The sequence below is a fragment of the Bacillus sp. WC2503 genome (assembly GCF_052682895.1).
This window is the reverse complement of the sequence record NZ_JBQYMD010000001.1, coordinates 3,362,310-3,388,903: the sequence shown is the minus strand read 5'-3', so window position 1 is coordinate 3,388,903 and position 26,594 is coordinate 3,362,310. Positions and strand designations below refer to the sequence as shown.

At 36.2% G+C, this 26,594-nt stretch carries 29 protein-coding genes, 1 riboswitch and 1 other annotated feature; of the genes, 19 read left to right on the top strand and 10 right to left on the bottom strand.

Annotation, left to right across the window (positions count from 1 at the left end; translation table 11 throughout):
* Positions 1-6: 6 nt before the first annotated feature.
* Positions 7-801 carry an SDR family oxidoreductase gene (locus ACUN26_RS17285; protein ID WP_000147784.1) on the top strand — a complete coding sequence of 265 codons (795 nt, stop codon included), beginning with the start codon at positions 7-9 and terminating at the stop codon, positions 799-801.
* Between the two features lie 31 nt (positions 802-832).
* On the opposite strand, the gene ACUN26_RS17280 is transcribed toward ACUN26_RS17285, so the two are convergent.
* Complete coding sequence (locus ACUN26_RS17280) at positions 833-1,018, bottom strand: YqzH family protein (RefSeq protein WP_001003214.1); 186 nt, start codon at positions 1,016-1,018, stop codon at positions 833-835.
* A 224-nt stretch (positions 1,019-1,242) separates the two neighbouring features.
* Here ACUN26_RS17280 and argC point away from each other — a divergent pair, with 224 nt between their 5' ends.
* The 7 genes from argC (at position 1,243) to ACUN26_RS17245 (ending at position 7,376) form a co-directional block, all read left to right on the top strand.
* On the top strand, positions 1,243-2,280 hold the full coding sequence (argC, locus tag ACUN26_RS17275; RefSeq protein ID WP_000861262.1) for an N-acetyl-gamma-glutamyl-phosphate reductase: 1,038 nt from the start codon (positions 1,243-1,245) through the stop codon (positions 2,278-2,280).
* A gap of 10 nt (positions 2,281-2,290) precedes the next feature.
* A complete protein-coding gene (argJ, locus tag ACUN26_RS17270) occupies positions 2,291-3,514 on the top strand; it encodes a bifunctional glutamate N-acetyltransferase/amino-acid acetyltransferase ArgJ (protein WP_000598404.1) in 1,224 nt (407 codons plus the stop codon).
* An 11-nt stretch (positions 3,515-3,525) separates the two neighbouring features.
* Positions 3,526-4,293, top strand: coding sequence for an acetylglutamate kinase (argB, locus tag ACUN26_RS17265; RefSeq protein WP_001286769.1), 768 nt, complete (start codon positions 3,526-3,528; stop codon positions 4,291-4,293).
* A complete protein-coding gene (locus ACUN26_RS17260) occupies positions 4,290-5,450 on the top strand; it encodes an acetylornithine transaminase (protein ID WP_000200526.1) in 1,161 nt (386 codons plus the stop codon). The genes argB and ACUN26_RS17260 overlap by 4 nt, the downstream gene beginning before the upstream one ends.
* 12 nt (positions 5,451-5,462) lie before the next feature.
* Complete coding sequence (argF, locus tag ACUN26_RS17255) at positions 5,463-6,413, top strand: ornithine carbamoyltransferase (RefSeq protein ID WP_000108847.1); 951 nt, start codon at positions 5,463-5,465, stop codon at positions 6,411-6,413.
* Between the two features lie 137 nt (positions 6,414-6,550).
* Positions 6,551-7,111, top strand: coding sequence for a DUF2062 domain-containing protein (locus ACUN26_RS17250; RefSeq protein WP_002044856.1), 561 nt, complete (start codon positions 6,551-6,553; stop codon positions 7,109-7,111).
* A gap of 58 nt (positions 7,112-7,169) precedes the next feature.
* Positions 7,170-7,376, top strand: coding sequence for a hypothetical protein (locus ACUN26_RS17245; protein WP_000291941.1), 207 nt, complete (start codon positions 7,170-7,172; stop codon positions 7,374-7,376).
* A 24-nt stretch (positions 7,377-7,400) separates the two neighbouring features.
* Here the strand turns inward: ACUN26_RS17245 and ACUN26_RS17240 are convergent, their stop codons facing one another.
* Together ACUN26_RS17240 and ACUN26_RS17235 are read right to left on the bottom strand one after the other, a co-directional pair.
* On the bottom strand, positions 7,401-7,847 hold the full coding sequence (locus tag ACUN26_RS17240) for a MarR family winged helix-turn-helix transcriptional regulator (protein ID WP_000445820.1): 447 nt from the start codon (positions 7,845-7,847) through the stop codon (positions 7,401-7,403).
* A gap of 72 nt (positions 7,848-7,919) precedes the next feature.
* Complete coding sequence (locus ACUN26_RS17235) at positions 7,920-8,699, bottom strand: GDSL-type esterase/lipase family protein (RefSeq protein WP_000755809.1); 780 nt, start codon at positions 8,697-8,699, stop codon at positions 7,920-7,922.
* A gap of 365 nt (positions 8,700-9,064) precedes the next feature.
* Between ACUN26_RS17235 and cpdB the strand changes: the two genes are divergently transcribed.
* Complete coding sequence (cpdB, locus tag ACUN26_RS17230) at positions 9,065-11,416, top strand: bifunctional 2',3'-cyclic-nucleotide 2'-phosphodiesterase/3'-nucleotidase (RefSeq protein ID WP_000748632.1); 2,352 nt, start codon at positions 9,065-9,067, stop codon at positions 11,414-11,416.
* A 58-nt stretch (positions 11,417-11,474) separates the two neighbouring features.
* On the opposite strand, the gene nhaC is transcribed toward cpdB, so the two are convergent.
* Positions 11,475-12,848 carry a Na+/H+ antiporter NhaC gene (gene nhaC / locus ACUN26_RS17225; RefSeq protein WP_000253727.1) on the bottom strand — a complete coding sequence of 458 codons (1,374 nt, stop codon included), beginning with the start codon at positions 12,846-12,848 and terminating at the stop codon, positions 11,475-11,477.
* A 278-nt stretch (positions 12,849-13,126) separates the two neighbouring features.
* Positions 13,127-13,347: a binding site (T-box leader), on the bottom strand.
* 140 nt (positions 13,348-13,487) lie between these two features.
* Between nhaC and ACUN26_RS17220 the strand changes: the two genes are divergently transcribed.
* The 8 genes from ACUN26_RS17220 to ACUN26_RS17185 all read left to right on the top strand — a co-directional run bounded on the left by ACUN26_RS17220 (position 13,488) and on the right by ACUN26_RS17185 (position 20,251).
* Complete coding sequence (locus tag ACUN26_RS17220) at positions 13,488-13,844, top strand: hypothetical protein (protein WP_000727842.1); 357 nt, start codon at positions 13,488-13,490, stop codon at positions 13,842-13,844.
* A 122-nt stretch (positions 13,845-13,966) separates the two neighbouring features.
* A complete protein-coding gene (gene bioA, locus ACUN26_RS17215) occupies positions 13,967-15,358 on the top strand; it encodes an adenosylmethionine--8-amino-7-oxononanoate transaminase (RefSeq protein ID WP_000217835.1) in 1,392 nt (463 codons plus the stop codon).
* Positions 15,355-16,083: a dethiobiotin synthase gene (bioD, locus tag ACUN26_RS17210; protein WP_000012509.1), complete on the top strand. Its 729-nt coding sequence runs from the start codon at positions 15,355-15,357 to the stop codon at positions 16,081-16,083. The genes bioA and bioD overlap by 4 nt, the downstream gene beginning before the upstream one ends.
* Entirely contained in the window at positions 16,049-17,236 is a 1,188-nt protein-coding gene (bioF, locus tag ACUN26_RS17205; protein ID WP_001077303.1) for an 8-amino-7-oxononanoate synthase, read from the top strand. Before bioD ends, bioF begins: the two co-directional genes overlap by 35 nt.
* Positions 17,233-17,973: an alpha/beta fold hydrolase gene (locus ACUN26_RS17200; protein ID WP_000661290.1), complete on the top strand. Its 741-nt coding sequence runs from the start codon at positions 17,233-17,235 to the stop codon at positions 17,971-17,973. The genes bioF and ACUN26_RS17200 overlap by 4 nt, the downstream gene beginning before the upstream one ends.
* Positions 17,939-18,748 (top strand): malonyl-ACP O-methyltransferase BioC, encoded by an 810-nt coding sequence (bioC, locus tag ACUN26_RS17195; protein ID WP_000608939.1) that lies wholly within the window; start codon positions 17,939-17,941, stop codon positions 18,746-18,748. Before ACUN26_RS17200 ends, bioC begins: the two co-directional genes overlap by 35 nt.
* A gap of 1 nt (position 18,749) precedes the next feature.
* Complete coding sequence (gene bioB / locus ACUN26_RS17190) at positions 18,750-19,748, top strand: biotin synthase (protein WP_000815851.1); 999 nt, start codon at positions 18,750-18,752, stop codon at positions 19,746-19,748.
* A 182-nt stretch (positions 19,749-19,930) separates the two neighbouring features.
* The gene (locus ACUN26_RS17185) at positions 19,931-20,251 is read left to right on the top strand and encodes a hypothetical protein (RefSeq protein WP_000549775.1); all 321 of its coding nucleotides are present in this window, start codon (positions 19,931-19,933) and stop codon (positions 20,249-20,251) included.
* A gap of 22 nt (positions 20,252-20,273) precedes the next feature.
* Here the strand turns inward: ACUN26_RS17185 and ribH are convergent, their stop codons facing one another.
* The 5 genes from ribH to ACUN26_RS17160 all read right to left on the bottom strand — a co-directional run bounded on the left by ribH (position 20,274) and on the right by ACUN26_RS17160 (position 24,581).
* On the bottom strand, positions 20,274-20,735 hold the full coding sequence (ribH, locus tag ACUN26_RS17180; RefSeq protein WP_000230897.1) for a 6,7-dimethyl-8-ribityllumazine synthase: 462 nt from the start codon (positions 20,733-20,735) through the stop codon (positions 20,274-20,276).
* Between the two features lie 18 nt (positions 20,736-20,753).
* Positions 20,754-21,947: a bifunctional 3,4-dihydroxy-2-butanone 4-phosphate synthase/GTP cyclohydrolase II gene (gene ribBA / locus ACUN26_RS17175; RefSeq protein ID WP_000468378.1), complete on the bottom strand. Its 1,194-nt coding sequence runs from the start codon at positions 21,945-21,947 to the stop codon at positions 20,754-20,756.
* 12 nt (positions 21,948-21,959) lie between these two features.
* Positions 21,960-22,604, bottom strand: a complete 645-nt coding sequence (gene ribE, locus ACUN26_RS17170; protein WP_000493924.1) for a riboflavin synthase subunit alpha — start codon at positions 22,602-22,604, stop codon at positions 21,960-21,962.
* Positions 22,586-23,698 (bottom strand): bifunctional diaminohydroxyphosphoribosylaminopyrimidine deaminase/5-amino-6-(5-phosphoribosylamino)uracil reductase RibD, encoded by a 1,113-nt coding sequence (gene ribD / locus ACUN26_RS17165; protein WP_000132001.1) that lies wholly within the window; start codon positions 23,696-23,698, stop codon positions 22,586-22,588. The genes ribE and ribD overlap by 19 nt, the downstream gene beginning before the upstream one ends.
* Before the next feature lie 307 nt (positions 23,699-24,005).
* A riboswitch (FMN riboswitch) is annotated at positions 24,006-24,149 on the bottom strand.
* A gap of 189 nt (positions 24,150-24,338) precedes the next feature.
* Positions 24,339-24,581: a CDGSH iron-sulfur domain-containing protein gene (locus ACUN26_RS17160; protein ID WP_002039507.1), complete on the bottom strand. Its 243-nt coding sequence runs from the start codon at positions 24,579-24,581 to the stop codon at positions 24,339-24,341.
* Between the two features lie 252 nt (positions 24,582-24,833).
* Here ACUN26_RS17160 and ACUN26_RS17155 point away from each other — a divergent pair, with 252 nt between their 5' ends.
* Positions 24,834-25,079, top strand: a complete 246-nt coding sequence (locus tag ACUN26_RS17155; RefSeq protein ID WP_000360799.1) for a DUF2552 family protein — start codon at positions 24,834-24,836, stop codon at positions 25,077-25,079.
* 11 nt (positions 25,080-25,090) lie between these two features.
* On the opposite strand, the gene ACUN26_RS17150 is transcribed toward ACUN26_RS17155, so the two are convergent.
* A complete protein-coding gene (locus ACUN26_RS17150) occupies positions 25,091-26,014 on the bottom strand; it encodes an alpha/beta hydrolase (RefSeq protein WP_000819220.1) in 924 nt (307 codons plus the stop codon).
* A gap of 81 nt (positions 26,015-26,095) precedes the next feature.
* Here ACUN26_RS17150 and ACUN26_RS17145 point away from each other — a divergent pair, with 81 nt between their 5' ends.
* A complete protein-coding gene (locus ACUN26_RS17145; RefSeq protein ID WP_000233395.1) occupies positions 26,096-26,578 on the top strand; it encodes a GNAT family N-acetyltransferase in 483 nt (160 codons plus the stop codon).
* Positions 26,579-26,594 lie beyond the last annotated feature (16 nt).

Genomic DNA, 26,594 nt, shown 5'->3' with positions numbered 1-26,594 from the left:
ACAGCAATGACAGGACGCTTACAAGAAAAAGTAATCGTCATTACAGGCGCTTCTAGTGGAATTGGAGAGCAAGTTGCAATGCAAGTTGCAGAGCAGGGAGCGATTCCAGTATTAATGGCTCGAACAGAGGAGAAACTACAAGCGTTAGCAGACAAAATAAAAAAAACTTATAATACGCCTTGCTATTATTATGTATTAGACGTAAGTGAAGAGACGAAAGTACAGTCTGTTTTTTCAAAGGTATTACAAGAAGTGGGACGTATTGATATATTGGTAAACAATGCGGGTTTTGGTATTTTTAAAACGTTTGAAGAGGCATCAATGGATGAAGTAAAGGATATGTTCCAAGTAAATGTATTTGGACTAGTAGCTTGTACGAAAGCGGTATTACCTTATATGGTAAAAAGAAATGAAGGACATATAATTAATATAGCTTCACTTGCTGGGAAAATTGCAACTCCGAAATCGAGTGCGTATGCAGCAACGAAACATGCCGTATTAGGGTTTACGAATAGTTTGCGCATGGAATTATCGAATACAGATATTTATGTAACAGCAATTAACCCAGGACCGATAGATACGAACTTTTTTGAAATAGCTGATCAATCTGGTACATATGTAAAAAATATGGGACGTTACATGTTAAAACCAACATATGTAGCAGAACAAATCGTAAAGGCGATGCAAACGAAAAAACGTGAAGTGAATTTGCCGAAGTGGATGGGAATGGGGCCTAAGCTCTATGCGTTATTCCCTGGTTTATTTGAACGTGTAGCAGGAAAATCATTAAGTAAAAAATAGGAGATTTCCATATGGAAATCTCCTATTTTTTTTATTTTCCAGTCACATAATCGTAAACGGTATCCTCAATTGCCTCGTATACGTCAATTTGATTATTCGAATGAATAATCATTTGAATATGTTTTACTAACATTTCCTGATCCTCTTTTGATACAGGATTGCATTGATATTGCTGAAAACTTTTTATAATCATTTTCTCAATTAACTTTTCGTTCATATTTTTCTCCGCCTGTATGTACGTATGTATTGTTTTATTGTACTTGAAGTGAAATGAAAAAACTACCATGCACTATTATTGTATAAAAATTCGGTTGAGTATATTGTTTTTCTAGTAAAATTAAGTTTTTTTATTTTTAAAAATTTATAAATATTTAATTGACTCTATAAATATACAATATTATAATCATACTTAATCTAAAGAATCAATATGAGGAGGAACTTATGAAAGTCGCAATTATTGGAGCAACTGGATATGGAGGTATTGAATTAATTCGGTTATTAGAGCAGCATCCGTATTTTTCGATATCATCTCTCCATTCTTTTTCGCAAGTTGGTGAGTGTATAGCGAATGTATATCCACATTTTCGAAATATCCTTGTCCATACGTTACAAGAAATTGATGTGGAGGAAATAGAGAAGGAAGCAGAAATTGTATTTTTAGCAACCCCAGCAGGTGTATCGGCAGAATTAACTCCAAAATTATTACAGGTAGGTTTAAAAGTAATTGACCTATCTGGAGACTTTCGTATGATAGATCCCTCATCATATGAACTGTGGTATAAAAGGCCAGCTGCACAAGAAGAAATTCTTAGGAAAGCAGTATATGGGCTAAGTGAATGGAAAAGGTCTGAGGTTCAAAATGCAGATTTAATTGCAAACCCAGGATGTTTTGCTACAGCTGTATTATTAGCGATAGCGCCGTTAATGCGTAGCGGCATAATTGAAGAAGATTCCATTATTATTGATGCGAAATCAGGAGTATCTGGAGCGGGCAAAACGCCAACAACAATGGCTCACTTTCCTGAGTTATATGATAACTTACACATTTATAAAGTTAATCAGCATCAGCATATTCCTGAGATTGAGCAAATGCTTGCAGAGTGGAATAGTGAAATGAAGCCAATCACGTTTAGTACACATTTAATACCGATATCACGGGGGATTATGATTACACTTTATGCGAAAGTGAAAAAGGAAATGAAAATAGAGCAGCTTCAAAAATTGTATGAAGAAACGTATGAATACTCAGCTTTCGTTCGAGTTCGCTCTCATGGAGAATTTCCAAGTCCGAAAGAAGTAAGGGGCTCAAATTATTGTGATATTGGGGTAGCTTACGATGAAAGAACAGAAAGAGTTACGGTCGTTTCTGTTATAGACAATATGATGAAAGGTGCGGCTGGGCAAGCGATTCAAAACGCAAATGTATTAGCGGGATTGGAAGAGACAACAGGTTTACAGCATATGCCGCTTTATCCATAAGGGGGACATGATGATTAAAGTAGCGTCTATTACAAAATTAGAAAGTGGTTCAATTGTAACGCCGAAAGGCTTTTCGGCAATCGGTACTAGCAATGGTTTGAAAAAGGAGAAAAAGGATTTAGGTGCAATCGTTTGTGACGTACCAGCATCGTGCGCCGCTGTTTATACAACAAATCAAATACAAGCAGCACCCCTGCAAGTAACGAAAGATAGTATAGCAACTGAAGGGAAATTACAAGCAATTATCGTTAATAGCGGAAATGCAAATGCTTGTACAGGAATGAAAGGGCTACAAGATGCTTACGAGATACGAACATTAGGGGCAGAACACTTTGGTGTAAAAGAAAATTACGTTGCGGTCGGTTCAACTGGTGTAATTGGAGTACCTTTACCGATGGATAGCATCCGCAAGGGAGTTACATCTCTTATACCGACAAAAGAGGTAAGTGAAGCTCATTCTTTTTGTGAAGCAATTTTAACGACGGATCTTATAACGAAAGAAACTTGTTATGAGATGATTATTGATGGAAAAGAAGTGACTATCGCTGGTGTTGCTAAAGGTTCAGGAATGATTCATCCGAATATGGCAACGATGCTTAGTTTTATTACAACAGATGCCAATATAGAGCATGAAGTATTGCAAACAGCATTATCACAAATTACGAATCATACATTTAACCAAATTACGGTAGATGGAGATACTTCTACAAATGATATGGTCATCGTTATGGCAAGTGGATTGTCGGAAACGAAACCAATCAATATGGAACACACAGACTGGGAAACTTTCGTATTTACTTTACAGAAGGTATGTGAAGATTTAGCAAAAAAAATTGCACAAGATGGTGAAGGTGCTACGAAGTTAATAGAAGTAAATGTGCTAGGGGCTAAAGCGAGTGAAGAGGCAAAGAAAATTGCAAAGCAAATAGTTGGTTCAAGTCTTGTGAAAACCGCAATACACGGTGAAGACCCAAATTGGGGGCGAATTATTAGCAGTATTGGACAAAGTGAAGTAACGATTAATCCAAATACAATTGATATTACTCTTCAATCTATCGTTGTGCTAAAAAATAGTGAACCTCAAATATTTTCTGAAGAGGAAATGAAAAAGAAATTAAAAGAACATGAAATTATTATTGATGTGTATTTACATGTAGGAAAAGAGACCGGATCAGCTTGGGGATGCGACTTAAGTTATGATTATGTAAAAATAAACGCTTGTTATCGTACATAAGGAGAGAGAAGATGAGTGATTATATCGTAATTAAATGCGGCGGTAGCATGTTGGATCAATTAAATGATGTGTTTTTTGATTGTATAAAGAAATTGCAACAGAAGTATAAGGTAGTGATTGTCCATGGTGGTGGCCCAGAAATTGATGCCAAATTAAAAGAGTGTCATATCAAAGTGGAAAAAAGAGATGGATTACGAGTAACACCAAAAGAAGTGATGGATGTTGTTCAAATGGTGCTATGTGGTAGTACAAATAAAAAGTTTGTAATGAATTTACAAAAGCATAATTTACTGGCCGTAGGGCTTTCAGGGTGTGACGGTAATTTACTTCAAGTTCAACCTGTCAGCGAAGAAATAGGATATGTAGGAGAGGTAAGTTATGTAGAAACAACCTTATTAAAAAAATTAATAGATATGAATTATATTCCTGTTATTGCCCCAATCGGAATAAATGGTAATGAGGTGTATAACATAAATGCGGATACTGCTGCAGCTGGGATTGCGGATGCGCTATCCGCAAAAGAACTTATTTTCATTACAGATGTAGATGGGATATTACATGAAGGGAAATTGGTAAAGAAAACAGATGAGTCTGAAATTGCAACTTTTATAGAAAAAGGTGTTATTACAGGCGGGATGATTCCGAAAGTACAGGCGGCACTTACATCATTAAAAATGGGAGTACAAAAGGTAAGTATTGTGAATGGTACAAAGGATTTTACTGAGGTCACAGGCGAGTGTATCGGAACGACGGTAACGAAAGGCGTGAGTATTGTATGACGAGTCATCTTTTTCAAACGTATGGAAGAAGAAACGTTGAGTTTGTAAAGGGGAATGGAACGAAAGTTATTGATAAACATGGTAAGCAATATGTAGATTTCACTTCCGGTATTGGAGTATGTAATTTAGGACATTGTCATCCTACTGTTGTAAAGGCGGTTGAAAAGCAACTTGGAGACATATGGCATATATCGAATTTATTTACAAACTCCTTACAAGAAGAGGTTGCATTGTTAGTAACAGAAAATACAGCATTAGATTATGTGTTTTTTTGTAATAGCGGGGCAGAGGCGAATGAAGCAGCTTTAAAGCTAGCTCGTAAGCATACTGGAAAATCTCTAGTCGTAACATGTGAGCAGTCTTTTCACGGTAGAACATTTGGAACGATGAGTGCAACAGGTCAAGATAAGGTGAAAGAAGGGTTTGGTCCACTACTTCCGTCTTTTTTACATATCCCTTTTAACGATATACAAGCATTAGAGGAAGTAATGAATGAAGAAGTTGCGGCAGTAATGATAGAAGTTGTTCAAGGAGAGGGCGGAGTCATACTAGCTGATTCGTTTTTTTTGAAAGAAATCGAAATATTATGTAATAAGTACGGTTCTCTATTTATTATAGACGAAGTACAAACGGGTATAGGAAGAACCGGAACACTATTCGCTTACGAACAAATGGGAATAAAACCTGATATCGTTACTATCGCTAAGGCTCTTGGAAATGGTATTCCCGTTGGAGCAGTAATTGGTAGGAAAGAACTGGGCTCTTCTTTTAATGCGGGATCACACGGTTCAACTTTTGGAGGGAATTATATTGCGATGACTGCTGCGAAAGAAGTGTTACAGGTAAGCAAGGAACCATCCTTTTTAAAAGACGTACAGGAAAAGGGCGAATACGTATTAAAGAGATTGCAAGAAGAGTTATGTCATGTCGAATGTATTCAAAATATTCGTGGCAAGGGGCTTATGATTGGAATCGAATATAAGCATGAAGTTTCAAATTTTATAGAACAACTTGAAAAAGACGGGCTACTCGTATTACAAGCAGGGCCGAATGTCATAAGACTATTACCGCCACTCATTGTAACGAATGAAGAGTTAGAACAGGCAGTATATATGATAAAAAAAGTAGTTTGTACAAAAAACGTATCAATCATATAAGGGGGAAATTTCATGTCAACTGTACAAGTACCGAAATTAAATACGAAAGATCTTTTAACACTAGAAGAATTAACGAAAGAAGAAATTATTTCTTTAATTGAGTTCGCTATATATTTAAAAAAGAATAAGCAAGAGCCTTTATTACAAGGTAAAATATTAGGGCTTATCTTTGATAAACATTCAACTCGTACTCGTGTATCTTTTGAAGCAGGAATGGTACAGCTCGGAGGACATGGAATGTTTTTAAGTGGGAAGGAGATGCAAATCGGAAGAGGAGAGACCGTTTCTGATACTGCGAAAGTACTGTCTCATTATATTGATGGGATTATGATACGTACATTCTCACACGCGGATGTAGAAGAGTTGGCAAAAGAATCGAGCATTCCTGTTATTAATGGATTAACGGATGATCATCATCCTTGTCAAGCATTAGCAGATTTAATGACGATATATGAAGAAGTGAATACATTTAAAGGAATTAAATTGGCTTATGTAGGTGATGGGAATAATGTGTGTCATTCGTTACTGTTAGCGAGTGCAAAAGTCGGAATGAATATGACTGTGGCAACACCCGTAGGGTATGAACCGAATGAGGAAATTGTTAAAAAAGCGTTAGCGATTGCTAAAGAAACAGGCGCTGAAATTGAAATTTTGCATAATCCTGAATTAGCGGTACAGGAAGCAGATTTTATTTATACTGATGTTTGGATGAGTATGGGGCAAGATGGAGAAGAAGAGAAATATACTTTATTTCAACCTTATCAAATCAATAAAGAACTTGTTATGCATGCAAAGCAAACATATCGTTTCTTACACTGTTTACCTGCTCATCGTGAAGAAGAAGTAACAGGAGAAATTATTGATGGACCACAGTCTATCGTTTTTGAGCAAGCTGGTAATCGATTACATGCTCAAAAAGCATTATTAGTAAGTTTATTTAATAATGTAGAAGAACCTTCCTAAAAGGAAGGTTTTTTATATTAAAATGTCGGATGTATATTTGGTTAATCATTTTTATATCATTTATAATAGAAAGAGAAAACTAAATTTGTTATTCAGTGCGTGTAAGGACATACTACATATAAAATATAGTTAAAGAGATGATGAGAGTGAAAACAACTAAGCAAACATATTCGTTTTTTCAGCGGATGTGGAGAATATTAAAGTTTCAATATTATAAGTTGCTTCGATCGCCAGAAGGAGCAAAGAAAGTGTCGTTAGGTTTTGCTATTGGTTTTGGTTTAGAAATGTTAGTAATTTATACAGCATCGCTCGTATATGTAATATTTTATCCAATCGTTCGATTAGCAAAAGGATCATTTCCTGCTGCAGTTATTGGCAATATTATTGGGAAAATATCGTTTCTCCCAGTGTTTTTATTTCCGCTTGCGTATGCGCTAGGGAAAATGATTTATCCATTTCATGTACAACAAATACATCATGAACCATTTACGATATCGGACTTGTTTTCAAGTCACATTTTTACGATGTTAAAGAGCTTATTACAGAGTGAAGTATATGTATTAATTGGAATGACGATTTTAGGAGTTGTGTTCGGTGTAGTTTCATATTTCGTAGTGCATTATTTATATGAAAAGAATCGTAAGTTACGTTTGAAGAACAGAAAGAAAAAAGTGAGAGAACCACTTGTACAAATATAAAGAATGGCACATTCATTTTCTCCTTTGAATATGTTTAAGAAAAAGGGGGAGAGAATGGATGTATTATTACTATGTACCTCAAGTATACCCATATACAAATTATTATCCGGTAAATGATATGAGACAGCAAGTTGGAGTGTATCAACAGCAACAATTTCAGCAATTGCCACAAATACCACCACAACAACCTACGCAAGACCAAAAACCATATTTAACGACATGGCCATATTCAAATGTATACTACGGTAATTATTATGAATCATAAAGCTGCTTCTATTTAGAAGCAGCTTTATGCGTTTGTTTTCAAAATTAAATTTTGAATGGTTTGAAGAGATTGAATGAGCTTTTCGCGCTCTTCCTCAGATAATGTTTGGAAATTTTCTTTTAGTTTGTCTAAAATGAATTGCTGATACTGATTTACTAATAATTTCCCTTCAGCTGTTAGAGAAATTAAAATGACCCGTCGATCTTTTTCGCTATAATGACGCTCTATTAGTTCCTCTTGAATAAGTTTGTTTAATAGAGGTGTCATGTTAGGCCTTGAAATCGCTAGCCGCTTGCCGATTTCGGAAACTGCTAATGTGCCATTTTCATGCAAAAGTAGTAATACTTGTGTATGTGATGGCGGCATATGTCTTTGAGAAGAAAATTCTCCAGGAAGCATAAATTTGCGATAAAAAAGAGGCACTAGCGAAAGAAGATGATCAACAATACGTTCCCACTCGCGTGATTCCATATAAAGGCCCCCTTCCACTTTCATTGTAACAAAAAAGACATGGTATAAAAATAGAATTGTTTCACAGCAGCTTTAATATTTGTAGGATAACACTTGCTTTGTAAATGTATTAGCAATAATCGCATAGCCGTTATCATTTGGGTGCACTTGGTCAAATAGTAAATCTTTTTTATCATTCGATATTAATTTACGAATTGGTAAAACGATAGACGGTTGATTTGCTTTTGAAATGGAATAAACGGATTCATTCCATCCGTCTAAAAACATGTCTGCATAACTTGCGATGGAGTCATCGAGTTGTAACGGGTTATAGAGTTCTGAGAGAATGAGTAAAGCGTTCGGATTTTGATCTCGAACTGTCTTTACAATAGTTTTTATATCCGCTTCAAAATGAGCTTTTTCTTTATTTAACATTTTAATACCATCTATAACACCGACATCACGATTTAAGCGAAATAAATTATTTCCTCCAATATTAATCGTAATTATATTTGCAGCTCTAATTTTTTGCTTTACATCTTCTGATTGAACTTTTTTAGCGAGACGATCTGTAGTAAGGCCGTTTATCCCAAGATTTTCTACTGTAATTGGTTTATGAATTTGTGCTTCTATTTGTCTGGAAGCTAATTCAGCAAATCCACCTTGTGTCGATCCATATCCTTTAGCGAGTGAATCACCTAATACGAGGTGATAAAAGGAGTCGTTTGTTTGCTTATCAATCCAACTTGGAGCAGAGGTTTTCTCTGTTTTGTCTTCAGGTTCGTTTTGTTTTGTCTCATCGTTCTTTTCAAAATTAGAATAAGAAATGATTAGAAGGAGGAGACAAACAACTATTAAGATGACTTTTTTCATAAATTCATCCTCCTTGTAATTGGTAATTGTATCATATTCAGCAATATTAGCAATGTAAGGGCATATTATATGTTTATGAAAAGTTTACAATAACTTTACAGAAAATTTGTTGAAGTTTGTCAAAAAATATTGACGATACGAAAGAGTTTTATATATGATAATGTCAGATAAGGTGAAATGCTACTTAGTGGGAGCTTTATCTCCCGTTAATTGTTAGTCTTCATCAATCGAGCGTTTAAGGGGACTACTCGTTAGCGCAGGATGAAATGAAAATCGTGTCTCTAATAGAAGAAAAAAGGTATGTGATTATGGACCGATAGGGATTCATTTCATTATTTCTGGTAATTGTATAAGGGGGATTTTTTGTGAAAAAGTCAAAAAAAATGCTAGCTGGAGCAACTCTTGCTATAGGTGTAATAGCGCCGCAAGTACTGCCAACAACAGCTCATGCGGATGAGAATACTGGGGAGAGTACAGTTAACTTACGAATTCTAGAAACATCAGATATTCACGTTAACTTAATGAATTACGATTATTATCAAACGAAAACAGATAATAAAGTAGGTCTCGTGCAAACGGCAACACTTGTTAATAAAGCACGTGAAGAAGCGAAGAACTCTGTCCTATTTGATGATGGGGATGCATTACAAGGGACACCGCTTGGAGATTATGTAGCGAATAAAATAAACGATCCGAAAAATCCTGTGGATCCTAGTTATACACATCCATTATATCGTGTAATGAATTTAATGAAGTATGACGTCATCTCTCTTGGGAATCATGAATTTAACTATGGTTTAGATTATTTAAACAAAGTGATTAGTAAAACAAAGTTCCCGGTTATTAACTCGAACGTCTATAAAGATGATAAAGATAATAATGAAGAGAACGACCAAAATTACTTTAAACCATATCATATTTTTGAAAAAGAAGTAGAAGATGAATCAGGTCAAAAACAGAAGGTGAAAATTGGGGTAATGGGATTTGTTCCACCTCAAGTTATGAACTGGGATAAAGCAAATTTAGAAGGAAAAGTTAAAGCGAAAGATATAGTTGAAACAGCGAAGAAAATGGTGCCGAAAATGAAAGCGGAAGGTGCAGATGTTATCGTTGCACTAGCGCATTCTGGTGTTGATAAGAGTGGATACAACGTTGGCATGGAAAACGCATCGTATTATTTAACAGAAGTTACTGGTGTAGATGCAGTATTAATGGGACATTCACATACTGAAGTGAAGGATGTATTTAATGGTGTTCCAGTTGTAATGCCTGGTGTGTTTGGAAGTAACTTAGGTATTATTGATATGCAATTGAAAAAGGTAAGCGGAAAATGGGAAGTACAAAAAGAGCAATCGAAGCCACAACTTCGTCCGATTGTTAATAATGAAGGTAATGTAGGACCTGATCAAAATTTAGTTAATGAAATTAAAGATGATCATCAAGCGACAATTGATTATGTGAATACAGCTGTAGGAAAAACGACAGCGCCAATTAATAGTTATTTCTCATTAGTACAAGATGATCCTTCTGTGCAACTTGTGACAAATGCCCAAAAATGGTATGTCGAAAAGTTGTTTGCTGAAAATGGACAATATAGTAAATATAAAGGAATACCAGTTTTATCTGCAGGCGCACCATTTAAAGCAGGTGGCCGAAACGGTGCTACATATTATACGGATATTCCAGCTGGAACGTTAGCAATTAAAAACGTTGCAGATTTATACGTATATCCAAATACTTTATATGCTGTAAAAGTAAATGGGGCACAAGTGAAAGAATGGCTTGAAATGTCTGCAGGTCAGTTTAATAAAATTGATCCAAAGGAAACGAAAGAACAGCCGTTAGTAAATATAGGCTATCCTACATATAACTTTGATATTTTAGATGGTTTAAAATACGAAATTGATGTGACGCAACCAGCAAAATATGATAAAGATGGAAAAGTTATAAAGGAAAATGCGAATGCGAATCGTATTGTAAATATGACGTATGAAGGTAAGCCAGTAGCTGACAATCAAGAATTTATCGTCGCTACAAATAACTATCGTGGAAGTAGCCAAACGTTCCCAGGTGTAAGTAAAGGGGAAGTTGTATACCAATCACAAGATGAAACACGTCAAATCATTGTGAAGTATATGCAAGAAACACCAGTTATTAATCCAGCAGCCGATCAAAACTGGACATTTAAGCCGATTGTTGCAGATAAATTAAATACAACATTCGATTCTTCACCAAATGCACAAAAGTATATAAAGAAAGATGGGAAAATATCATATGTTGGACCATCTGAAAATGAATTTGCTAAATATGCAATTGATATAACGAAGAAGAACGATGGTGGAGAAAAACCAACAACACCACCAACAGGTGAAGGTAATAATGGAGGAAATCCAACGACACCACCAACAGGTGAAGGCAATAATGGAGGGAATCCAACGACACCACCAACAGGTGAAGGTAATAATGGAGGGAATCCAACGACACCACCAACAAATGAAGGTAATAGTGGAAACAATGCAGGATCTGGACAAACTACAACAGATGATCAAAATACAAAAGAAACAACGACAACTGTAAGTGAAAATAAAGAAGCTGACAAAGATGAACGTGATTTACCGAAAACAGGTGCAAGTGTTGCTTCTACAATTGGAGCGGGTCTTGCATTTGTTGGAGCGGGATTACTTATGTTATTTAGAAGAAAGAAAGCAAATAGATAGTAAAGTGTTGTATAAAAAAAGGATTACCGCAATCGGTAATCCTTTTTTTACTTGTATATTATGAAACTGGTACTGCTTTTTCTTTTTTCCATGAAAGACCGAATCCAGTAAAGCCGACGATAATGGTTACAACTGGACAAGCTAAACAGAAGATTGCGTATGGCAGGTAATCGAATGTTGGAACGCTAAGGACGTTTGTTAAGAATACGCCACTTACACCCCATGGTACGAGTGGATTAATTACTGTACCAGCATCTTCTAGTACTCGTGATAAATTACGACGTTCTAAACCGACTTCATCGTATTTATTAGCAAATGCTTGTCCTGTTAAAACGATGGATAAGTACTGTTCACCAAGTAAGAAGTTTACACCAATTGCAGTTGAAGCAGTAGAAATAATTAAGCGTGTACTATTTTTAACAAAGCTAGAGATGATATTCATCAGCTGCGCGATAATACCCATTCCTTGTAGTAATCCTCCCATGCAAAGAGCTAGGAAAATAAGGGCAACGGACATCATCATACTTTGTAAACCGCCGCGAGATAATAAGCTATCAATATCTTTTATACCAGTTTTAGAAACATAACCGTCCTGCATAATTTTCATTAAATCAGTTAGAGATGTACTAGGTTTGAAAATAAAGAGAATAATGATTCCTACTACGATTCCAGCAAGTAATGTTGGAACTGCTGGAACCTTTTTGAATGCGAATAGGAACAGTAATAAAATTGGAATAAGTGTAACGATAGAAATTGTTGCATTTTTTTCTAACGTGCTAATAAAGGATGTGAAATCAACATTGCCTCCAGATCCACTGCCTAAAATGAAATATGCAATAAAAGCAATAATGAAAGCTGGAACTGTCGTCCAAAGCATGTTACGAATATGTTCAAATAAATCTACACCGGTTACAGCAGGAGCTAAGTTTGTTGTATCAGATAAAGGAGACATTTTATCCCCAAAGAATGCACCAGAAATAATTGCACCAGCGATAAGCGCTGGATCGTATCCAAGAGCACTACCCATGCCCATAAAGGCAAGTCCTACAGTTGCAGCAGTTGTAAATGCACTACCGATACTCGTTCCAACAATCGCACAAACAACAAAAACAGTTGGAACGAAAATTTTCGGAGATACAAGTTGGAAGCCGTATACCATTAAAGTTGGAATTGTTCCAGCTGCGATCCATACACTAATTAATACGCCTACAAGTAAGAAAATAAAAATAGATGGAATCCCCGCTGAAATACTACTGATCATCCCTTTTTCCATAGTAGACCAAGAGATTTTTTTCATAAACCCAAACGCTAATAAAATAACGATACCGAATAAAATCGGGATATGCGGTGAAACTTCTAATTGAATAACACTAAAACCAATACAGAAAAAGATAAAAATTGTTAAAAGAACAGATTCAATTTTTGAAACCATTGTTTTCCCCTCCTAATTAATCGAGAATAGTCTTTTTTATATAAAATTCGCCAATATTGTATATTTCCTTTTAAATTTTAGAATTTTTTGACAAATTACCGGTAATTTGTTAATACTTCTATATGATACGGAAATGATTGGATAAAAAAACGTCCCTGCATATAATTATGCAGGGACGAAGAAATCGCGGTACCACCCTAGCTTGTAAAATGAATGTATCACAAAATAAAGGGTCGTATGATATGCGTTAATAAAATAAAAAACGCCCCTGCAATATATGCAGGGACGAAAAATTCGCGGTACCACCCTAAATTGTGAAACAGTGTCGTTTCACCACTCTTTAGACATAACGGTCTATAACCGTCTTTCACTACTCCTTACGTTTCGTAAAAGAAGCTCCAGGGGGTAATTCATAATTCGCTCTGTACTGGTTCGCACCGACCACCAGCTCTCTGAAATCAGAAATCGAAATACTACTAAATCCTATCAACGCCGATTCATATGATGTTAGTTAAATTTTTATCATATATTCATCATACATGTCAATAAAAATGTGTAATATTTTTTTAGGGAAATAAAGGAGATAGGTTTTAACATTGAAAGATGTGCGTTATAATGAATTCGAAAGGGGAGAAAAGAGTGAAGAAAAAACTAATTCTTTTTACCACCTTACTAGTCATTGGCGGAAGTGCTGGAATTTACACAGCTTTTGCAGCTGAATCAGAGCAGGTGAAGCAAAAGCAAATCCAGCAATCAGAAGTGAAGAAAGTGAAAGAAACGGAAGAGAAGAAGTCGATGGAAAAAGCAGCTGCGAAACTAGGAGTTTCTACTGATGAGAAAACAAAAGAGGAAATTACGAAAGAAGTAAACACAGCTAGATTTGAGAAGCGTCATGATTTATTAATTGAGCATGCAAAACAACTGGGAATTGATACAGAAGGAAAAAAAGATGAAGAGATTATTTTAGAAATCGGAAAGATACAGCATGGAAAGTAGAACAACTTATCGTATGATAAGTTGTTCTTTTTTAAGAACTGTTTAATTTAAAAATAATTGACAGTCTTTTGGATTTAATGTTAACTATATCTATAAACTAGTTAACATTAGGGGTGACAATTGTGACTGTGAATAGTAATACGACTGAAAAATCATCTTATACATATGAAGAATTATCAGAGAAAAATAAAGCTTACGTATGGCACCCATTTACACAAATGAAAGGTTATTTAGAAGAAGATCCTGTCATTATTGAACGTGGAGAGGGAAGAAAGCTATACGATGTAAATGGAAATGAATATTGGGATGGGGTTTCATCTATTTGGCTGAATGTTCACGGACATCAAGTGCCAGAATTAGATGAAGCAATTCGTGAGCAATTAAATAAAATTGCTCATTCTACTATGTTAGGACTTGCTAACGTTCCATCAATTTTATTAGCAGAAAAAATTATTGAGGTTGTACCAGAAGGATTGAAGAAGGTGTTCTATTCAGACTCTGGTTCTACAGCTGTTGAAATTGCAATTAAGATGGCTTTCCAATATTGGCAACATAAAGGGAAACCGAGAAAACAAAGATTTGTTACATTAAAAGAAGCATATCACGGTGATACGATTGGTGCTGTTTCAGTAGGAGCAATAGACTTGTTTCACCAAGTGTATAGTTCACTCTTATTTGAAGCAATTAAAATGCCGTATCCATATACATATCGTTCTCCTTATGGAGATAATAAGGAACAAATTGTAAAAAAACATTTAGAAGAAATGGAAGAAATGCTGAAAGAAAAACATGAAGAAATTGCAGCTATTATTGTAGAACCTTTAATGCAAGGTGCTGGCGGTATGATTACAATGCCGAAAGGATATTTAAAAGGGCTAAGGGATTTATGTACAACATATAATGTTTTATTTATTACGGATGAAGTAGCAACGGGATTTGGGCGCACTGGAAAAATGTTTGCATGTGAACATGAAAATGTGACGCCAGACATTTTAACCGCTGGGAAAGGTTTAACAGGTGGTTATTTACCGGTTGCAGTTACGGTAACGACAGACGAAATATATAATGCCTTCTTAGGAGAATATGAGGAACAAAAATCATTTTTCCATGGTCATAGTTACACAGGTAATCCGTTAGGGTGTGCAGTAGCAATTGCGAATCTAGAATTATATGAAAAAACAAATTTAATAGAAGATGTTGCACGTAAAACAGAATATGTAGCCAAGCAATTAGAAGCGCTCTTTGCATATAAACATGTAGGTGATATTCGTCAGTGCGGGTTAATGATTGGTATTGAACTAGTGAAGAATAAGGAAACGAAAGAATCGTTTGAATGGACAGAAAGAGTCGGTGTGCAAGTATGTAAACGCTCAAGAGATCTTGGCATGATTTTACGACCGCTCGGTAACACGATTGTATTTATGCCTCCTCTTGCTTCTACAATTGATGAGATAGATGATATGTTACGCATTTTATATAAAGCAATCTCAGATGTTACGGAGGGAGAAGAATGAGCGGTTTTTTCATAACAGCAACAGATACTGAAGTTGGAAAAACTGTGGTTGCAGGTGCGTTAGCAGGTGTATATAGAGAGTTGGGATATAACGTAGGGGTATATAAACCGTTGCAAAGTGGACATGTTGCATCAAACCCTGAGGGAGATGCAGCAAGATTAAAAGCATTATCGGGTGTACCGACAAAAGAAGATGAAATTTGTCCTTATTCCATTGAAGAACCGCTTGCTCCGAGACTTGCGATGAAAAGAGCTGGAAGAGTCGTAAAGTTAAAAGACATTATGAGGCACTATGAAGAACTATTAAAAGAGTTTAATAGCGTATTTGTCGAAGGGGCAGGCGGGCTTGCAGTCCCATATACTGAAGATAGTTTAGTAATTGATTTCGCAAAACAATTACAGTTGCCTCTTATTATAGTAGCTCGCCCTACGCTAGGGACAGTAAATCATACTGTCTTAACAATTTCTTATGCACAGGCACACGGTTTAACAGTAGCAGGTGTAATTTTGTCTAGTTGTAAAGAATGTGACAAAGAAAGAGTGCAAGAAAATAAAGAAATGATTGAGGGGTTAAGTGGAGTACCAGTTTTAGGTTTATTACCATTTCTTGAAGGTGAATTTACTAGGGAAAAATTATTGGAATCAGCAAAAGAACATATTATGATTTCAAAATTAGAGGAGTTCATTCAAAATGAATCAAACGTGGCGCACACATCTTCAATCTAAATTACAACAATTACATGAGCAAGGACAGTATCGTAATTTGCATGTAACAGAGCAAGCAGAAGAGACGTGGCTTATTCGAGATAAAAAAAGGTTGTTAAATTTAGCATCAAATAATTATTTAGGATTAGCTGGGGATGAAAGATTAAAAGAAGCTGCTATTGCGTGTACAAAAAAATATGGAACTGGTGCGACTGCCTCTCGCCTCGTTGTAGGAAATTATCCATTGTATGAAGAGGTTGAGAGAAGTGTATGCAACTGGAAAGGTACTGAAAGAGCACTAATTGTAAATAGTGGATATACAGCAAATGTAGGTGCTATATCTGCTTTAGCCTGTCGTCACGATATTGTGTTTAGTGATAAATTAAATCACGCAAGTATTGTTGATGGAATTATATTAAGCGGCGCAGAACATAAAAGGTATCGTCATAATGATTTGGATCATTTAGAGAAGTTATTGAAAATAGCGTCACCTGAAAAGAGGAAATTAATCGTAACTGATACTGTTTTTAGTATGGATGGTGATACTGCATACTTGAGAGAATTAGTGCAGCTTAAGGAGAAATACGGGGCAATCATTATAGTTGATGAAGCGCATGCGAGTGGAATATATGGAATCGATGGAGCTGGGTTATCTCATATAGAAAAAGACATTGCTCAAAAAATTGATATACATATGGGGACGTTTAGTAAAGCTTTAGGGTGCTATGGTGCGTATTTGACAGGCGATGCAATTTATATAGAGTATTTACGAAATATGATGAGAAGCTTTATTTTTACTACAGCCTTACCACCAGGAATATTAGGGGCGATACGAAAAGCAATTGAAATTGTGAAAGAAGATAACGAAAGAAGAGAGAGTCTTATAGCGAATGGTGCATATTTCAGAACCCATTTACGAGAAGCAGGTTTTGATATTGGGAATAGCTCAACTCATATTGTACCGATTGTAGTCGGTTCAAATGAAAATGCTTTACGGTTTAGTAAAAGATTACAAGAGGTAGACATCGCAGCAATTGCAATTCGTCCACCGACGGTTCCAATTAATAGTTCCCGGGTCCGTTTTGCTGTTACGTCACAACATACAATAGCTGATTTAAAATGGGCCATTGATCAAATTATTCACATTGCGAAAGAAGAGGAGCTTTTCGTATGAAAGAGCTAAAGATTATTTTTATCCCTGGATGGGGAATGGAAGAAAATGTTTGGGATTTAGTACTTCCGTATTTCAAAGAATATCCTGTTCAATGCATAGATTGGCGTAACGTGAAAGAGATAGGCGAGTTTGCGGAACGAATAATAGATGTAGCGCATGATGAAAATGTAATTTTAGTTGGATGGTCATTAGGAGCTTTAGCGGCAATTCAAGCCTATAAAAAGATTAAGGCGAAAGGTATCGTATTAATTGGTGGTACTGCTAAATTTACAAATACGAGTGACTATACAAGTGGATGGAATTCTTTGCATGTAGAACGGCTGAAAAAGAATTTGGTGAGAAAGAAAGAAGATACGCTCAAGCGGTTCTATGAAAATATGTTTACGAAAGATGAGCTGAAAGAGAATAAATGTTTTGAAGATATTGTAAAACATTTTAAAGGGGATTCTATTCAGTCTTTACAATTAGGTTTGGATTATTTAATAGAAACAGATATGAGAGGAGAGCTGAAAGAAATTCAAGCACCTATACTACTTATTCATGGAGAGCAGGATGTAATATGTCCATTGTCTGCTGCTCATAGTATGGCGGACAATACAAATGTAACACTCAAGGTAGTAAGTGAGGCAGGACACGCATTATGTATAATGAATTTAGAATATTGTGCAAATGAGGTAATTCAATTTGTAGAGGGGATACGACATGATCAACAAAACGTTACTGCAAAAACGGTTTAACGTGGCAGCCGTATCTTACGATCAATATGCAAATGTACAAAAAAAGATGGCCCATTCGTTACTTTCTGTATTGAATCGGCGATACAGTGAAACATCATCGATACGTATTTTAGAACTTGGATGCGGGACAGGTTATGTCACAGAGAAATTATCAAACTTATTTCCGAAAGCGCATATTACAGCTATTGATTTTGCTGAAAGTATGATTGCGGTTGCGAAAACTAGACAAAATGTAAAAAATGTAACGTTTCACTGTGAAGATATCGAACGATTACGATTAGAAGAATCATATGATGTCATTATTTCAAATGCTACATTTCAATGGCTAAATGATTTAAAACAAGTGATTAGAAATCTATTTCATCATTTGTCTACAGATGGGATACTACTCTTTTCAACGTTTGGACAAGAAACTTTTCAAGAGCTTCACAATTCGTTTCGGAGGGCGAAAGAAGAAAAAAATATACGAAATGAAATAGCGATAGGTCAACGTTTTTATTCGAAAGATCAGTTACGCCATATATGCAAGATAGAAACAGGGGATGTACATGTTTCTGAAACATGTTACATAGAGAGTTTTGCAGAAGTTAGAGAGTTTCTGCATTCTATTCGAAAAGTAGGAGCGACCAATAGTAATGAAGAATCATATTGCCAAAGTCCCTCACTCTTTCGTGCGATGCTTCGTATATACGAAAGAGACTTCACGGGAAATGAAGGGATAATGGCAACGTATCATGCTTTATTTACGTATATAACAAAAGAGGGGAAGAGATGAAATGAAACAAGTACAAACAAAAAGGGATTGGAAAAAACTTGCATACGACGTAGTAGAAGAGAAAATGATTACGAAAGAAGATGCAATAGCAATATTAGAAGCTGATGATACAGAAGTTTTAGAAATTATGAATGCAGCCTACATCATTCGTCATCATCATTTTGGTAAGAAAATAAAATTGAATATGATTATTAATACGAAATCTGGCTTATGTCCTGAAGATTGTGGGTATTGTTCACAGTCTATTATTTCAGAAGCACCAATTGATAAATATGCATGGTTAACGCAGGAGAAGATTGTAGAAGGAGCACATGAAGCAATTCGCCGTAAAGCGGGTACATATTGTATTGTAGCATCTGGCCGTCGCCCGACAGATAAAGAAGTAAATCACGTAATTGGGGCTGTGAAGGAAATTCGTGAAACGACAGATTTGAAGATTTGTTGCTGTTTAGGTTTCTTAAACGAAGATCAAGCAGGACGCTTAGCAGAAGCTGGTGTTCATCGTTATAACCACAACTTAAATACACATGAAAACAATTATGAAAGCATTTGCTCAACTCATACGTATGACGATCGTGTTGATACGGTTCAAAAAGCGAAACAAGCTGGTATTTCACCATGCTCTGGGGCGATTTTTGGAATGGGAGAAACAATTGAAGAACGTGCTGAAATAGCATTTGAATTACAACGTATAGATGCAGATTCTATTCCGTGTAATTTCCTCGTTGCTGTAAAGGGCACACCGCTTGAAGGACAAAAAGAGTTAACACCTGTAGAATGTTTAAAAGTATTGGCGATGATGCGTTTCGTAAACCCAACAAAAGAAATTCGTATTTCAGGAGGTCGCGAAATTAATTTACGTTCTGTACAGCCACTCGGCTTATTTGCAGCAAACTCTATTTTTGTCGGGGATTACTTAACGACAGCTGGACAAGAGCCAACTGCAGACTGGGGTATGATTGAAGATTTAGGATTTGAGATTGAGGAATGTGCACTATAAGATAGAGGAAAAAGCAAACTTGTAAAAGAGTTTGCTTTTTTTGTAAATAAAATGTAATAAAAGGCTATTATCACTTAATACGAATGGGTTTTGAGTGAGAAAAAGAATTTTTGCGGACGAATTTTCCAAGCCCTAGTTGTACATAGTAAATATGTATTTTATATTGGGTTGGAGGATTTTACATGCACAAATACATATTAGCGATTATGACCTGTCTAATTTTAATAAAAGCAATAAGTACTGATCCAGTTAAGGCCGCTGAAAATCCTGAACAAAAAGAGATGCAACAAAGAATTGAACAACATTTTCGAACGAAAGCTGAACATTTTGGATTGAAAACGGAAGGGAAAGATTTAAAGGAAGTACGAAAAGAAATTACTATTATAGAAGAAGCGAAAAAAAGAGAGAATGTATGGAGAACAGCGCAAGCACTTCGTATAAAGACAGAAGGAAAAACGATGAATGAATTAATAAAAGATGTACGAAAAAAAGCGAAAAAATAAAAAGAGGCCGCAGCCTCTTTTTTTATGCCCATTGTTTTGATAAGTGAGCCATTTCAATGGCAGCAACGGCTGATTCATATCCTTTATTACCAGCTTTCGTACCTGCACGTTCAATCGCTTGTTCAATTGTTTCTGTCGTTAATACACCGAAAATAACAGGGATGTCAGTTTGTAGTGATAAAGATGCAACACCTTTTGCTACTTCATTACAAACGTAATCGTAATGTGTAGTAGCTCCACGGATTACAGTACCTAAAGTAATAACAGCATCATACTTTCCGCTACTGGCCATCTTTTTAGCGATTAAAGGAATTTCAAATGCACCAGGAACCCAAGCGACATCAATATCATTTTCTTCTACGCCGTGACGTTTTAATCCGTCTAAAGCGCCGCCAAGTAATTTACTTGTAATAAATTCATTAAAACGTCCAACAACAACCCCAACTTTTAATCCTGTACCAACTAAATGACCTTCGAATACCATAATAAATCTCTCCTTTGATTATAAGTTTAATAAATGTCCTAATTTGTTTACTTTCGTTTGTAAATATGTTTTATTCTCTTCTTTTGTTGGCATTTGCAACGGTACACGCTCGACTATTTCTAAATCGTAACCTTGTAAGCCAGCAATTTTTCTTGGATTATTCGTTAATAATCGTAAACTTTGTAAGCCTAAATCTTTTAATATTTGAGCGCCGATACCATAATCACGAAGGTCAGCAGGGAAGCCGAGTTTTTCATTTGCTTCTACAGTATCGAATCCTTCTTCCTGCAATTTATAAGCGCGAAGCTTATTAAGAAGCCCGATGCCTCGTCCTTCTTGTCTCATATAAAGAAGAACACCTTTTCCTTCACGCTCAATTTGAGCAAGTGCTGCATGGAGTTGTGGTCCGCAATCACAGCGACATGAACCGAATACATCTCCTGTTAAACATTCAGAATGAACACGTACAAGCACCGGTTCACCTGTTGAAATATCACCTTTTATGAGCGCAATATGTTCTTTCGTATCTAATGAGTTAGAATAGCCAATTGCTTGGAAAGTACCGAAATCTGTAGGTAAGGTAATTTCCACTTCTCTTGTCACAAGTGTTTCATGATGGCGGCGATAAACAATTAAATCTTCTATCGTAATCATTTTTATATCAAATTGTTTTGCGCACTGTAGTAAATCAGGTACACGTGCCATCGTACCGTCCTCATTAATAATCTCGCAAATGACTCCAGCAGGTTCTGCTCCGCAAAGTTTTGCTAAATCGACAGCAGCTTCTGTATGACCTGAACGGCGAAGGACACCGCCTTCTTTTGCGATTAATGGAAAGATATGTCCAGGTCGATTGAAATCAGCACCTTTAGATGCAGGGTTTAACAATTCTTGTATCGTAGTTGCACGTTCGTGAGCGCTAATCCCTGTTGTTGTAGAAACATGATCAATGCTCACTGTAAACGCAGTATGATGTGAATCTGTATTATGAGATACCATTGGTTCTAATTGTAGGCGCTCTGCGTACCCTTCCGTAATCGGTACGCAAACGAGGCCGCGACCATGTGTAATCATAAAATTAATTGTTTCTGGCGTAATATACTCTGCTAAAGCGATAAAATCGCCTTCATTTTCTCGGTTTTCATCGTCGCATACGATAACGACTTTTCCTTGTTTTAAATCTTCTAGAGCTTCTTCAATATGATGAAACATTATGTTTCCCCCTTATAGAAATCCGTTTTCTTGTAAAAAGCTTTCGGACATTGACCCCGTTCGTTTTACAGGTTTAGAAATAAAGTGTTCGATATATTTACCAATCATGTCACACTCAATGTTTACGATATCTCCGGCATTCTTTTCTCCGATGACAGATTCGCTTACTGTGTGTGGGATGAGTGAAATTGTTATGGAAGATTCGTCTATATCAAATATCGTTAAACTCGTTCCATCAACAGCAACGGATCCTTTATGCAAACAATAGCGTAGCAATTCATCGGAAATTGCTATTTTGTAATAGACGGCATTGTAATGTTGTTTTTTAGTTAAAATTGTCCCGATGCCATCGATATGTCCTGAAACGAAATGTCCACCAAAGCGCCCGTTTGCAGCCATGGCTCGCTCTAAATTTACTTTAGAGTGTGATTTAAGCAGGCGAAGTGATGTTGATTTCATCGTTTCAGGCATTGCATCAACTGTAAATGAAGTAGTTGTAAAGCTCGTTACAGTTAAGCAAATCCCGTTAACCGCGATACTATCACCTAAATGGACATCAGATAAAATTTCATTTGCATGGATCGTTAATTTCATCGCTTCTCCGCTTTGTTGCATGTTTGTGATCGTTCCTAATTCTTCTACAATTCCTGTAAACATTTCGTCACCTCATTTCGGGCAGTCGCAACAATTTTGATATCATCGCCAATTTGTTTCATCTCTTGAATTTTCAAGGAAAGCGAATCTTGTAATTTTGAAAAACCGTTTCCTCCAAAAAGAGTAGGAGCACCTTTCCCGCCAATTAATTTCGGGCTTATATAGGTTACAATTTCATTGAAATTGTTTGTTTGTAAGAAACTTGCATGAACAGTTTGTCCACCTTCGATGAAGAGAGACAGGATTTGTTTTTCACCGAGTAGATCTAAAACATCTTGAATTTCAATTTGCTTCGTTTTCATTTGGAATATCGCTATATTTTTAGATTCATAAGAAGCTATTTTCTCTTTATTTACATCCTTACCTACAATAATCCATGTCGGTGCTAAAGTATCTGTTATGACATGAGAAGATGGTGGCGTTCGTAAATGGGTATCTAAAATAACGCGAATAGAATGTTTCCCGCCATTTGGAATTCTTGTTGTTAAATGTGGATTGTCGGCTATAACTGTATTCACTCCAACAAGAATTGCATCATGTGTATGGCGATATTGGTGAACGTCAGCGCGTGCTTCTGCACCAGTAATCCACTTACTTTCACCAGTTACAGTGGCTGTTTTGCCATCTAAGCTCATCGCGGTCTTTATCGTGACAAATGGGCGTTTCGTTTTCATGTAGTGAAAAAAGTAGCGATTTAATAAAACTGCTTCCGTTTCAAGAACACCCGTAGTTACTTCGATTCCTGCCTCTTCTAATTTCTTTTTTCCATTACCAGAAACGAGCGGGTTGCAATCAAGGGTAGCAATGACAATGCGCTTAACTCCCTTTTCGATGAGTAATTCACAGCAAGGTGGTGTTTTTCCAAAGTGGCTACACGGCTCAAGTGTTACATAGACGGTAGCGTTTTTGGCTTTCTCACCAGCCATATGAAGGGCATGAACTTCCGCGTGTTCTTCACCAGCACATAAATGAGCGCCCATTCCGACGATGTTTCCATCTTTTACAACAACAGCACCAACCATAGGATTCGGACTCGTTTGTCCTGATGTCCCCTTAGCTAATTGCAAGGCAATCCTCATATATTCTTGATCAGTCATTCTCTTCACCTCTCCTAAAAAAATCAAAAAACCCCAAGGATTTAATATCCTTGGGGTTTGGGAGACGTGATTTCTAGAATTATAGTTCGAATACGAAAGTACAGGAAAGAAACCTAGCGATGATTGATATTTTTGCATAAGGAAAAAACCTAGCAAAATATCGAATTTTTTAAACGCTAGTTGTCTCTTTTTTATTTCAGTATAAAAAATGAGTATAGAAAACTAAACATATATATAAATTCAAAATGAATGTATAAAAATATGCATACTGAAATAAAAGTGTATTCACTATATAAAAAACTAGAAACATATCCTTCTCCCATCCAGACTATACTGTCGGCCCTAGAGTTTCACTAGATCCACCGTTTTCGAGTTGAAAACGGGTCACGGACTTAGAAGTTTTCACTTCATCACCGCCGGTTGGGAATTTCACCCGACCCCGAAGGATGCTGTTTGGTCAAATTATAGCACAAAAAAGAAAAAAGGCTAGCAAAAAATATTTGAATGTGAAGAATTGTGTGAAAATACATGGAGATTGAAATGGAGACAAAAGTGTTAGAAATGTTGTTAGGAAAAGGAATATCCAGACTTTGATTAAAAGAAAAAACATGCACAAAAAATGTGCATGTCACATACGAAATTACTTTGCCTCTGGTGCTCTAACAACAGATTCGAATTTACCTTTATGCGAAGCATCGCAATAAGGCATATTTTTTGATAAACCACAACGGCATAAAGAAAATGCTGGTTTTGCTGGGAATACATTCCCTTGTGAGTCGACTAATTCCACGTCCCCTGTAACGCGAAAAGAGCCATTATCATTTACTTTAATTTGTACTTTTGCCAACGCTATCCCTCCTTCCCAAACGCTTAATTTCATCATATAATCAAGGGAAGCACTTGACAATATAAAGTGAAACTTTAATTAGTGGAGGGGGTTCATTCCACTGATTATTAGCCTTCACCAATCGGGCGATTACGGGCAGTTAATCTCCCGCCTAACTTCTTTGCTTCAGCTGAATTTTGAGATGGGAGTCTCACTGCCCGTTAACGCGGGATAAAAAGAGCACTTTCTTTGGGAGAGAAGAGAGTGTTATAATGTTTTTTATAACTGACTAGAGTAAGGTGACGAAAGATGGATAAACAATTACTTACATTACGAAATATTGCAAATGAGCGCACGTGGGCATCATTTTTGAATGATAATCATCCATATAGTTTATTGCACTGGTCGATTGCCGGTGTAGGACAAGAAGCGAAGGATGTTTGGTTACTTCAAGATGAGGTAACGTTTCAAACGACAGAATTTCCAACGCTAGATGAAGCTGTGCAATGGATTTCTGAAAACATGGAACAAGTTACAGACGTTTTATCACAATGAAAAAAACAGGCTTATGCAAGCCTGTTTTTTGTTTCTTTTACGTATGTGTTCAAAAATTGATCAAGAGCTGCTTCATACTCCTCTTTATTTTCGTTATAAGAGCAAGCGTGTGCACCGTGTTCTGCAATATAAAGTTGTTTATTATTTTCTTTTGCTTCATATAGAGCTTTTGTCATATCGGCTAAAATATAATCGTCATCTTTACTATGAATAAAGAGAACGGGATTGTTAATGTTTTTTATACAGTCGATTGGTGAAACTTCACGAATTGTATACCCGTCACGAACTTTTAAAAAAGCATTTGCTAATGGTAATAAAGGCCATTTGGGTAAATGGAATTCAACCTTTAAGCGGTGCTGTAATTGCCCATAGAAATCAGAAAAAGGACAATCTGCAATATAGAAATCAGCACCATCTTCTACAAGTCCTGCGTATTGAAGTAGTGTTGCAGCGCCCATAGATTCACCATGAATACCGAGTATTATATTTGTGCCAAAACGACTTTTTAGCCAGTCAACTACTGATTTTAAATCATGTTTTTCATAGTATCCATAGCTTGTTGTTTTTCCTCCGGTTTTACCATGACGACGATGATCATAAATAAGGACATTAAATCCTCTGCTTAAAAATAAGTTTGCATATTTTACAGAGTTCATTTTGTTTACAGTTACGCCGTGACAAAAAACCATAAACTTGTTGGAATGACCTGCAGGAATGTAATATCCATGAAGATCATATCCGAATTGCGAAGGGATATGAATTTCTTCTTTATGAAGAGCGTCAAAATCTTCTATACGAAAATGTTTTTTCGATTCTCTTTCTAGAACTTCTTCCTCTGTTTTTTTCTTCAAGTACATCACTTTATTTGTAAAGAAAATCCCAAGGGCAGTTATCGCACCTAGTATAGTAAACAATGCTGCAAAAAAACGTTTCATACTTTACCTCATCCTCCAAATACCGTTACATGTGATACACTTACATTGTATCACAAGGATAGAAAAGGAGAGAAATAGGAAATGGTGCATATAAAAAAAATTACATCAACAATGAAAGAAAAAATCCGAATGTTCATGTGTGAAAACTGGGGGAGCTCATTGATGGTTTCGCGTGGTAAGGGGCATCAGTTAGAAGAGCTACCAGGATTTGTTGCGTTTTTAGATGACAGAATAATCGGAATTATAACGTATGAAGTGACTGGGAATTTGTGTGAAATTGTATCGTTAGATAGTTTTCAAGAAAGGAAGGGGATCGGGACGAAGCTTGTGGATTGCGTATTGCAAGTTGCTCAAGAAGCACAGTGCCAAGGAGTTTGGCTCATTACAACAAATGATAATATGAACGCGTTACGCTTTTATCAAAAACGTAATTTCATGATGACAAATTTATATGTAAATGCAGTAGAAGAGGCGCGAAAAATAAAGCAAGAAATTCCGCGCATTGGATATGATAATATCCCGATTTTACATGAAATTCAGATGGAGTATCGTTTATTGAAATGATGTAACAATTTTCAGA

Bases quoted from the DNA above. Each gene is read 5' to 3' on its own strand.
- nhaC (WP_000253727.1), bottom strand. From the start codon at position 12,848: ATGGTTTCAAAAATTGAATCTGTTCTTTTAACAATTTTTATCTTTTTC.
- ACUN26_RS17145 (WP_000233395.1), top strand. From the start codon at position 26,096: ATGGTGCATATAAAAAAAATTACATCAACAATGAAAGAAAAAATCCGA.
- bioF (WP_001077303.1), top strand. From the start codon at position 16,049: ATGAATCAAACGTGGCGCACACATCTTCAATCTAAATTACAACAATTA.
- argB (WP_001286769.1), top strand. From the start codon at position 3,526: ATGAGTGATTATATCGTAATTAAATGCGGCGGTAGCATGTTGGATCAA.
- ACUN26_RS17280 (WP_001003214.1), bottom strand. From the start codon at position 1,018: ATGAACGAAAAGTTAATTGAGAAAATGATTATAAAAAGTTTTCAGCAA.
- argJ (WP_000598404.1), top strand. From the start codon at position 2,291: ATGATTAAAGTAGCGTCTATTACAAAATTAGAAAGTGGTTCAATTGTA.
- ACUN26_RS17155 (WP_000360799.1), top strand. From the start codon at position 24,834: ATGGATAAACAATTACTTACATTACGAAATATTGCAAATGAGCGCACG.
- ribBA (WP_000468378.1), bottom strand. From the start codon at position 21,947: ATGTTTCATCATATTGAAGAAGCTCTAGAAGATTTAAAACAAGGAAAA.
- ACUN26_RS17250 (WP_002044856.1), top strand. From the start codon at position 6,551: ATGATGAGAGTGAAAACAACTAAGCAAACATATTCGTTTTTTCAGCGG.
- ribE (WP_000493924.1), bottom strand. From the start codon at position 22,604: ATGTTTACAGGAATTGTAGAAGAATTAGGAACGATCACAAACATGCAA.
- ribH (WP_000230897.1), bottom strand. From the start codon at position 20,735: ATGGTATTCGAAGGTCATTTAGTTGGTACAGGATTAAAAGTTGGGGTT.
- ACUN26_RS17245 (WP_000291941.1), top strand. From the start codon at position 7,170: ATGTATTATTACTATGTACCTCAAGTATACCCATATACAAATTATTAT.
- bioB (WP_000815851.1), top strand. From the start codon at position 18,750: ATGAAACAAGTACAAACAAAAAGGGATTGGAAAAAACTTGCATACGAC.
- bioC (WP_000608939.1), top strand. From the start codon at position 17,939: ATGATCAACAAAACGTTACTGCAAAAACGGTTTAACGTGGCAGCCGTA.
- bioD (WP_000012509.1), top strand. From the start codon at position 15,355: ATGAGCGGTTTTTTCATAACAGCAACAGATACTGAAGTTGGAAAAACT.
- argF (WP_000108847.1), top strand. From the start codon at position 5,463: ATGTCAACTGTACAAGTACCGAAATTAAATACGAAAGATCTTTTAACA.
- ACUN26_RS17285 (WP_000147784.1), top strand. From the start codon at position 7: ATGACAGGACGCTTACAAGAAAAAGTAATCGTCATTACAGGCGCTTCT.
- ACUN26_RS17260 (WP_000200526.1), top strand. From the start codon at position 4,290: ATGACGAGTCATCTTTTTCAAACGTATGGAAGAAGAAACGTTGAGTTT.
- ACUN26_RS17200 (WP_000661290.1), top strand. From the start codon at position 17,233: ATGAAAGAGCTAAAGATTATTTTTATCCCTGGATGGGGAATGGAAGAA.
- ACUN26_RS17240 (WP_000445820.1), bottom strand. From the start codon at position 7,847: ATGGAATCACGCGAGTGGGAACGTATTGTTGATCATCTTCTTTCGCTA.
- ACUN26_RS17235 (WP_000755809.1), bottom strand. From the start codon at position 8,699: ATGAAAAAAGTCATCTTAATAGTTGTTTGTCTCCTCCTTCTAATCATT.
- ACUN26_RS17160 (WP_002039507.1), bottom strand. From the start codon at position 24,581: ATGATGAAATTAAGCGTTTGGGAAGGAGGGATAGCGTTGGCAAAAGTA.
- ACUN26_RS17150 (WP_000819220.1), bottom strand. From the start codon at position 26,014: ATGAAACGTTTTTTTGCAGCATTGTTTACTATACTAGGTGCGATAACT.
- ACUN26_RS17185 (WP_000549775.1), top strand. From the start codon at position 19,931: ATGCACAAATACATATTAGCGATTATGACCTGTCTAATTTTAATAAAA.
- argC (WP_000861262.1), top strand. From the start codon at position 1,243: ATGAAAGTCGCAATTATTGGAGCAACTGGATATGGAGGTATTGAATTA.
- ribD (WP_000132001.1), bottom strand. From the start codon at position 23,698: ATGACTGATCAAGAATATATGAGGATTGCCTTGCAATTAGCTAAGGGG.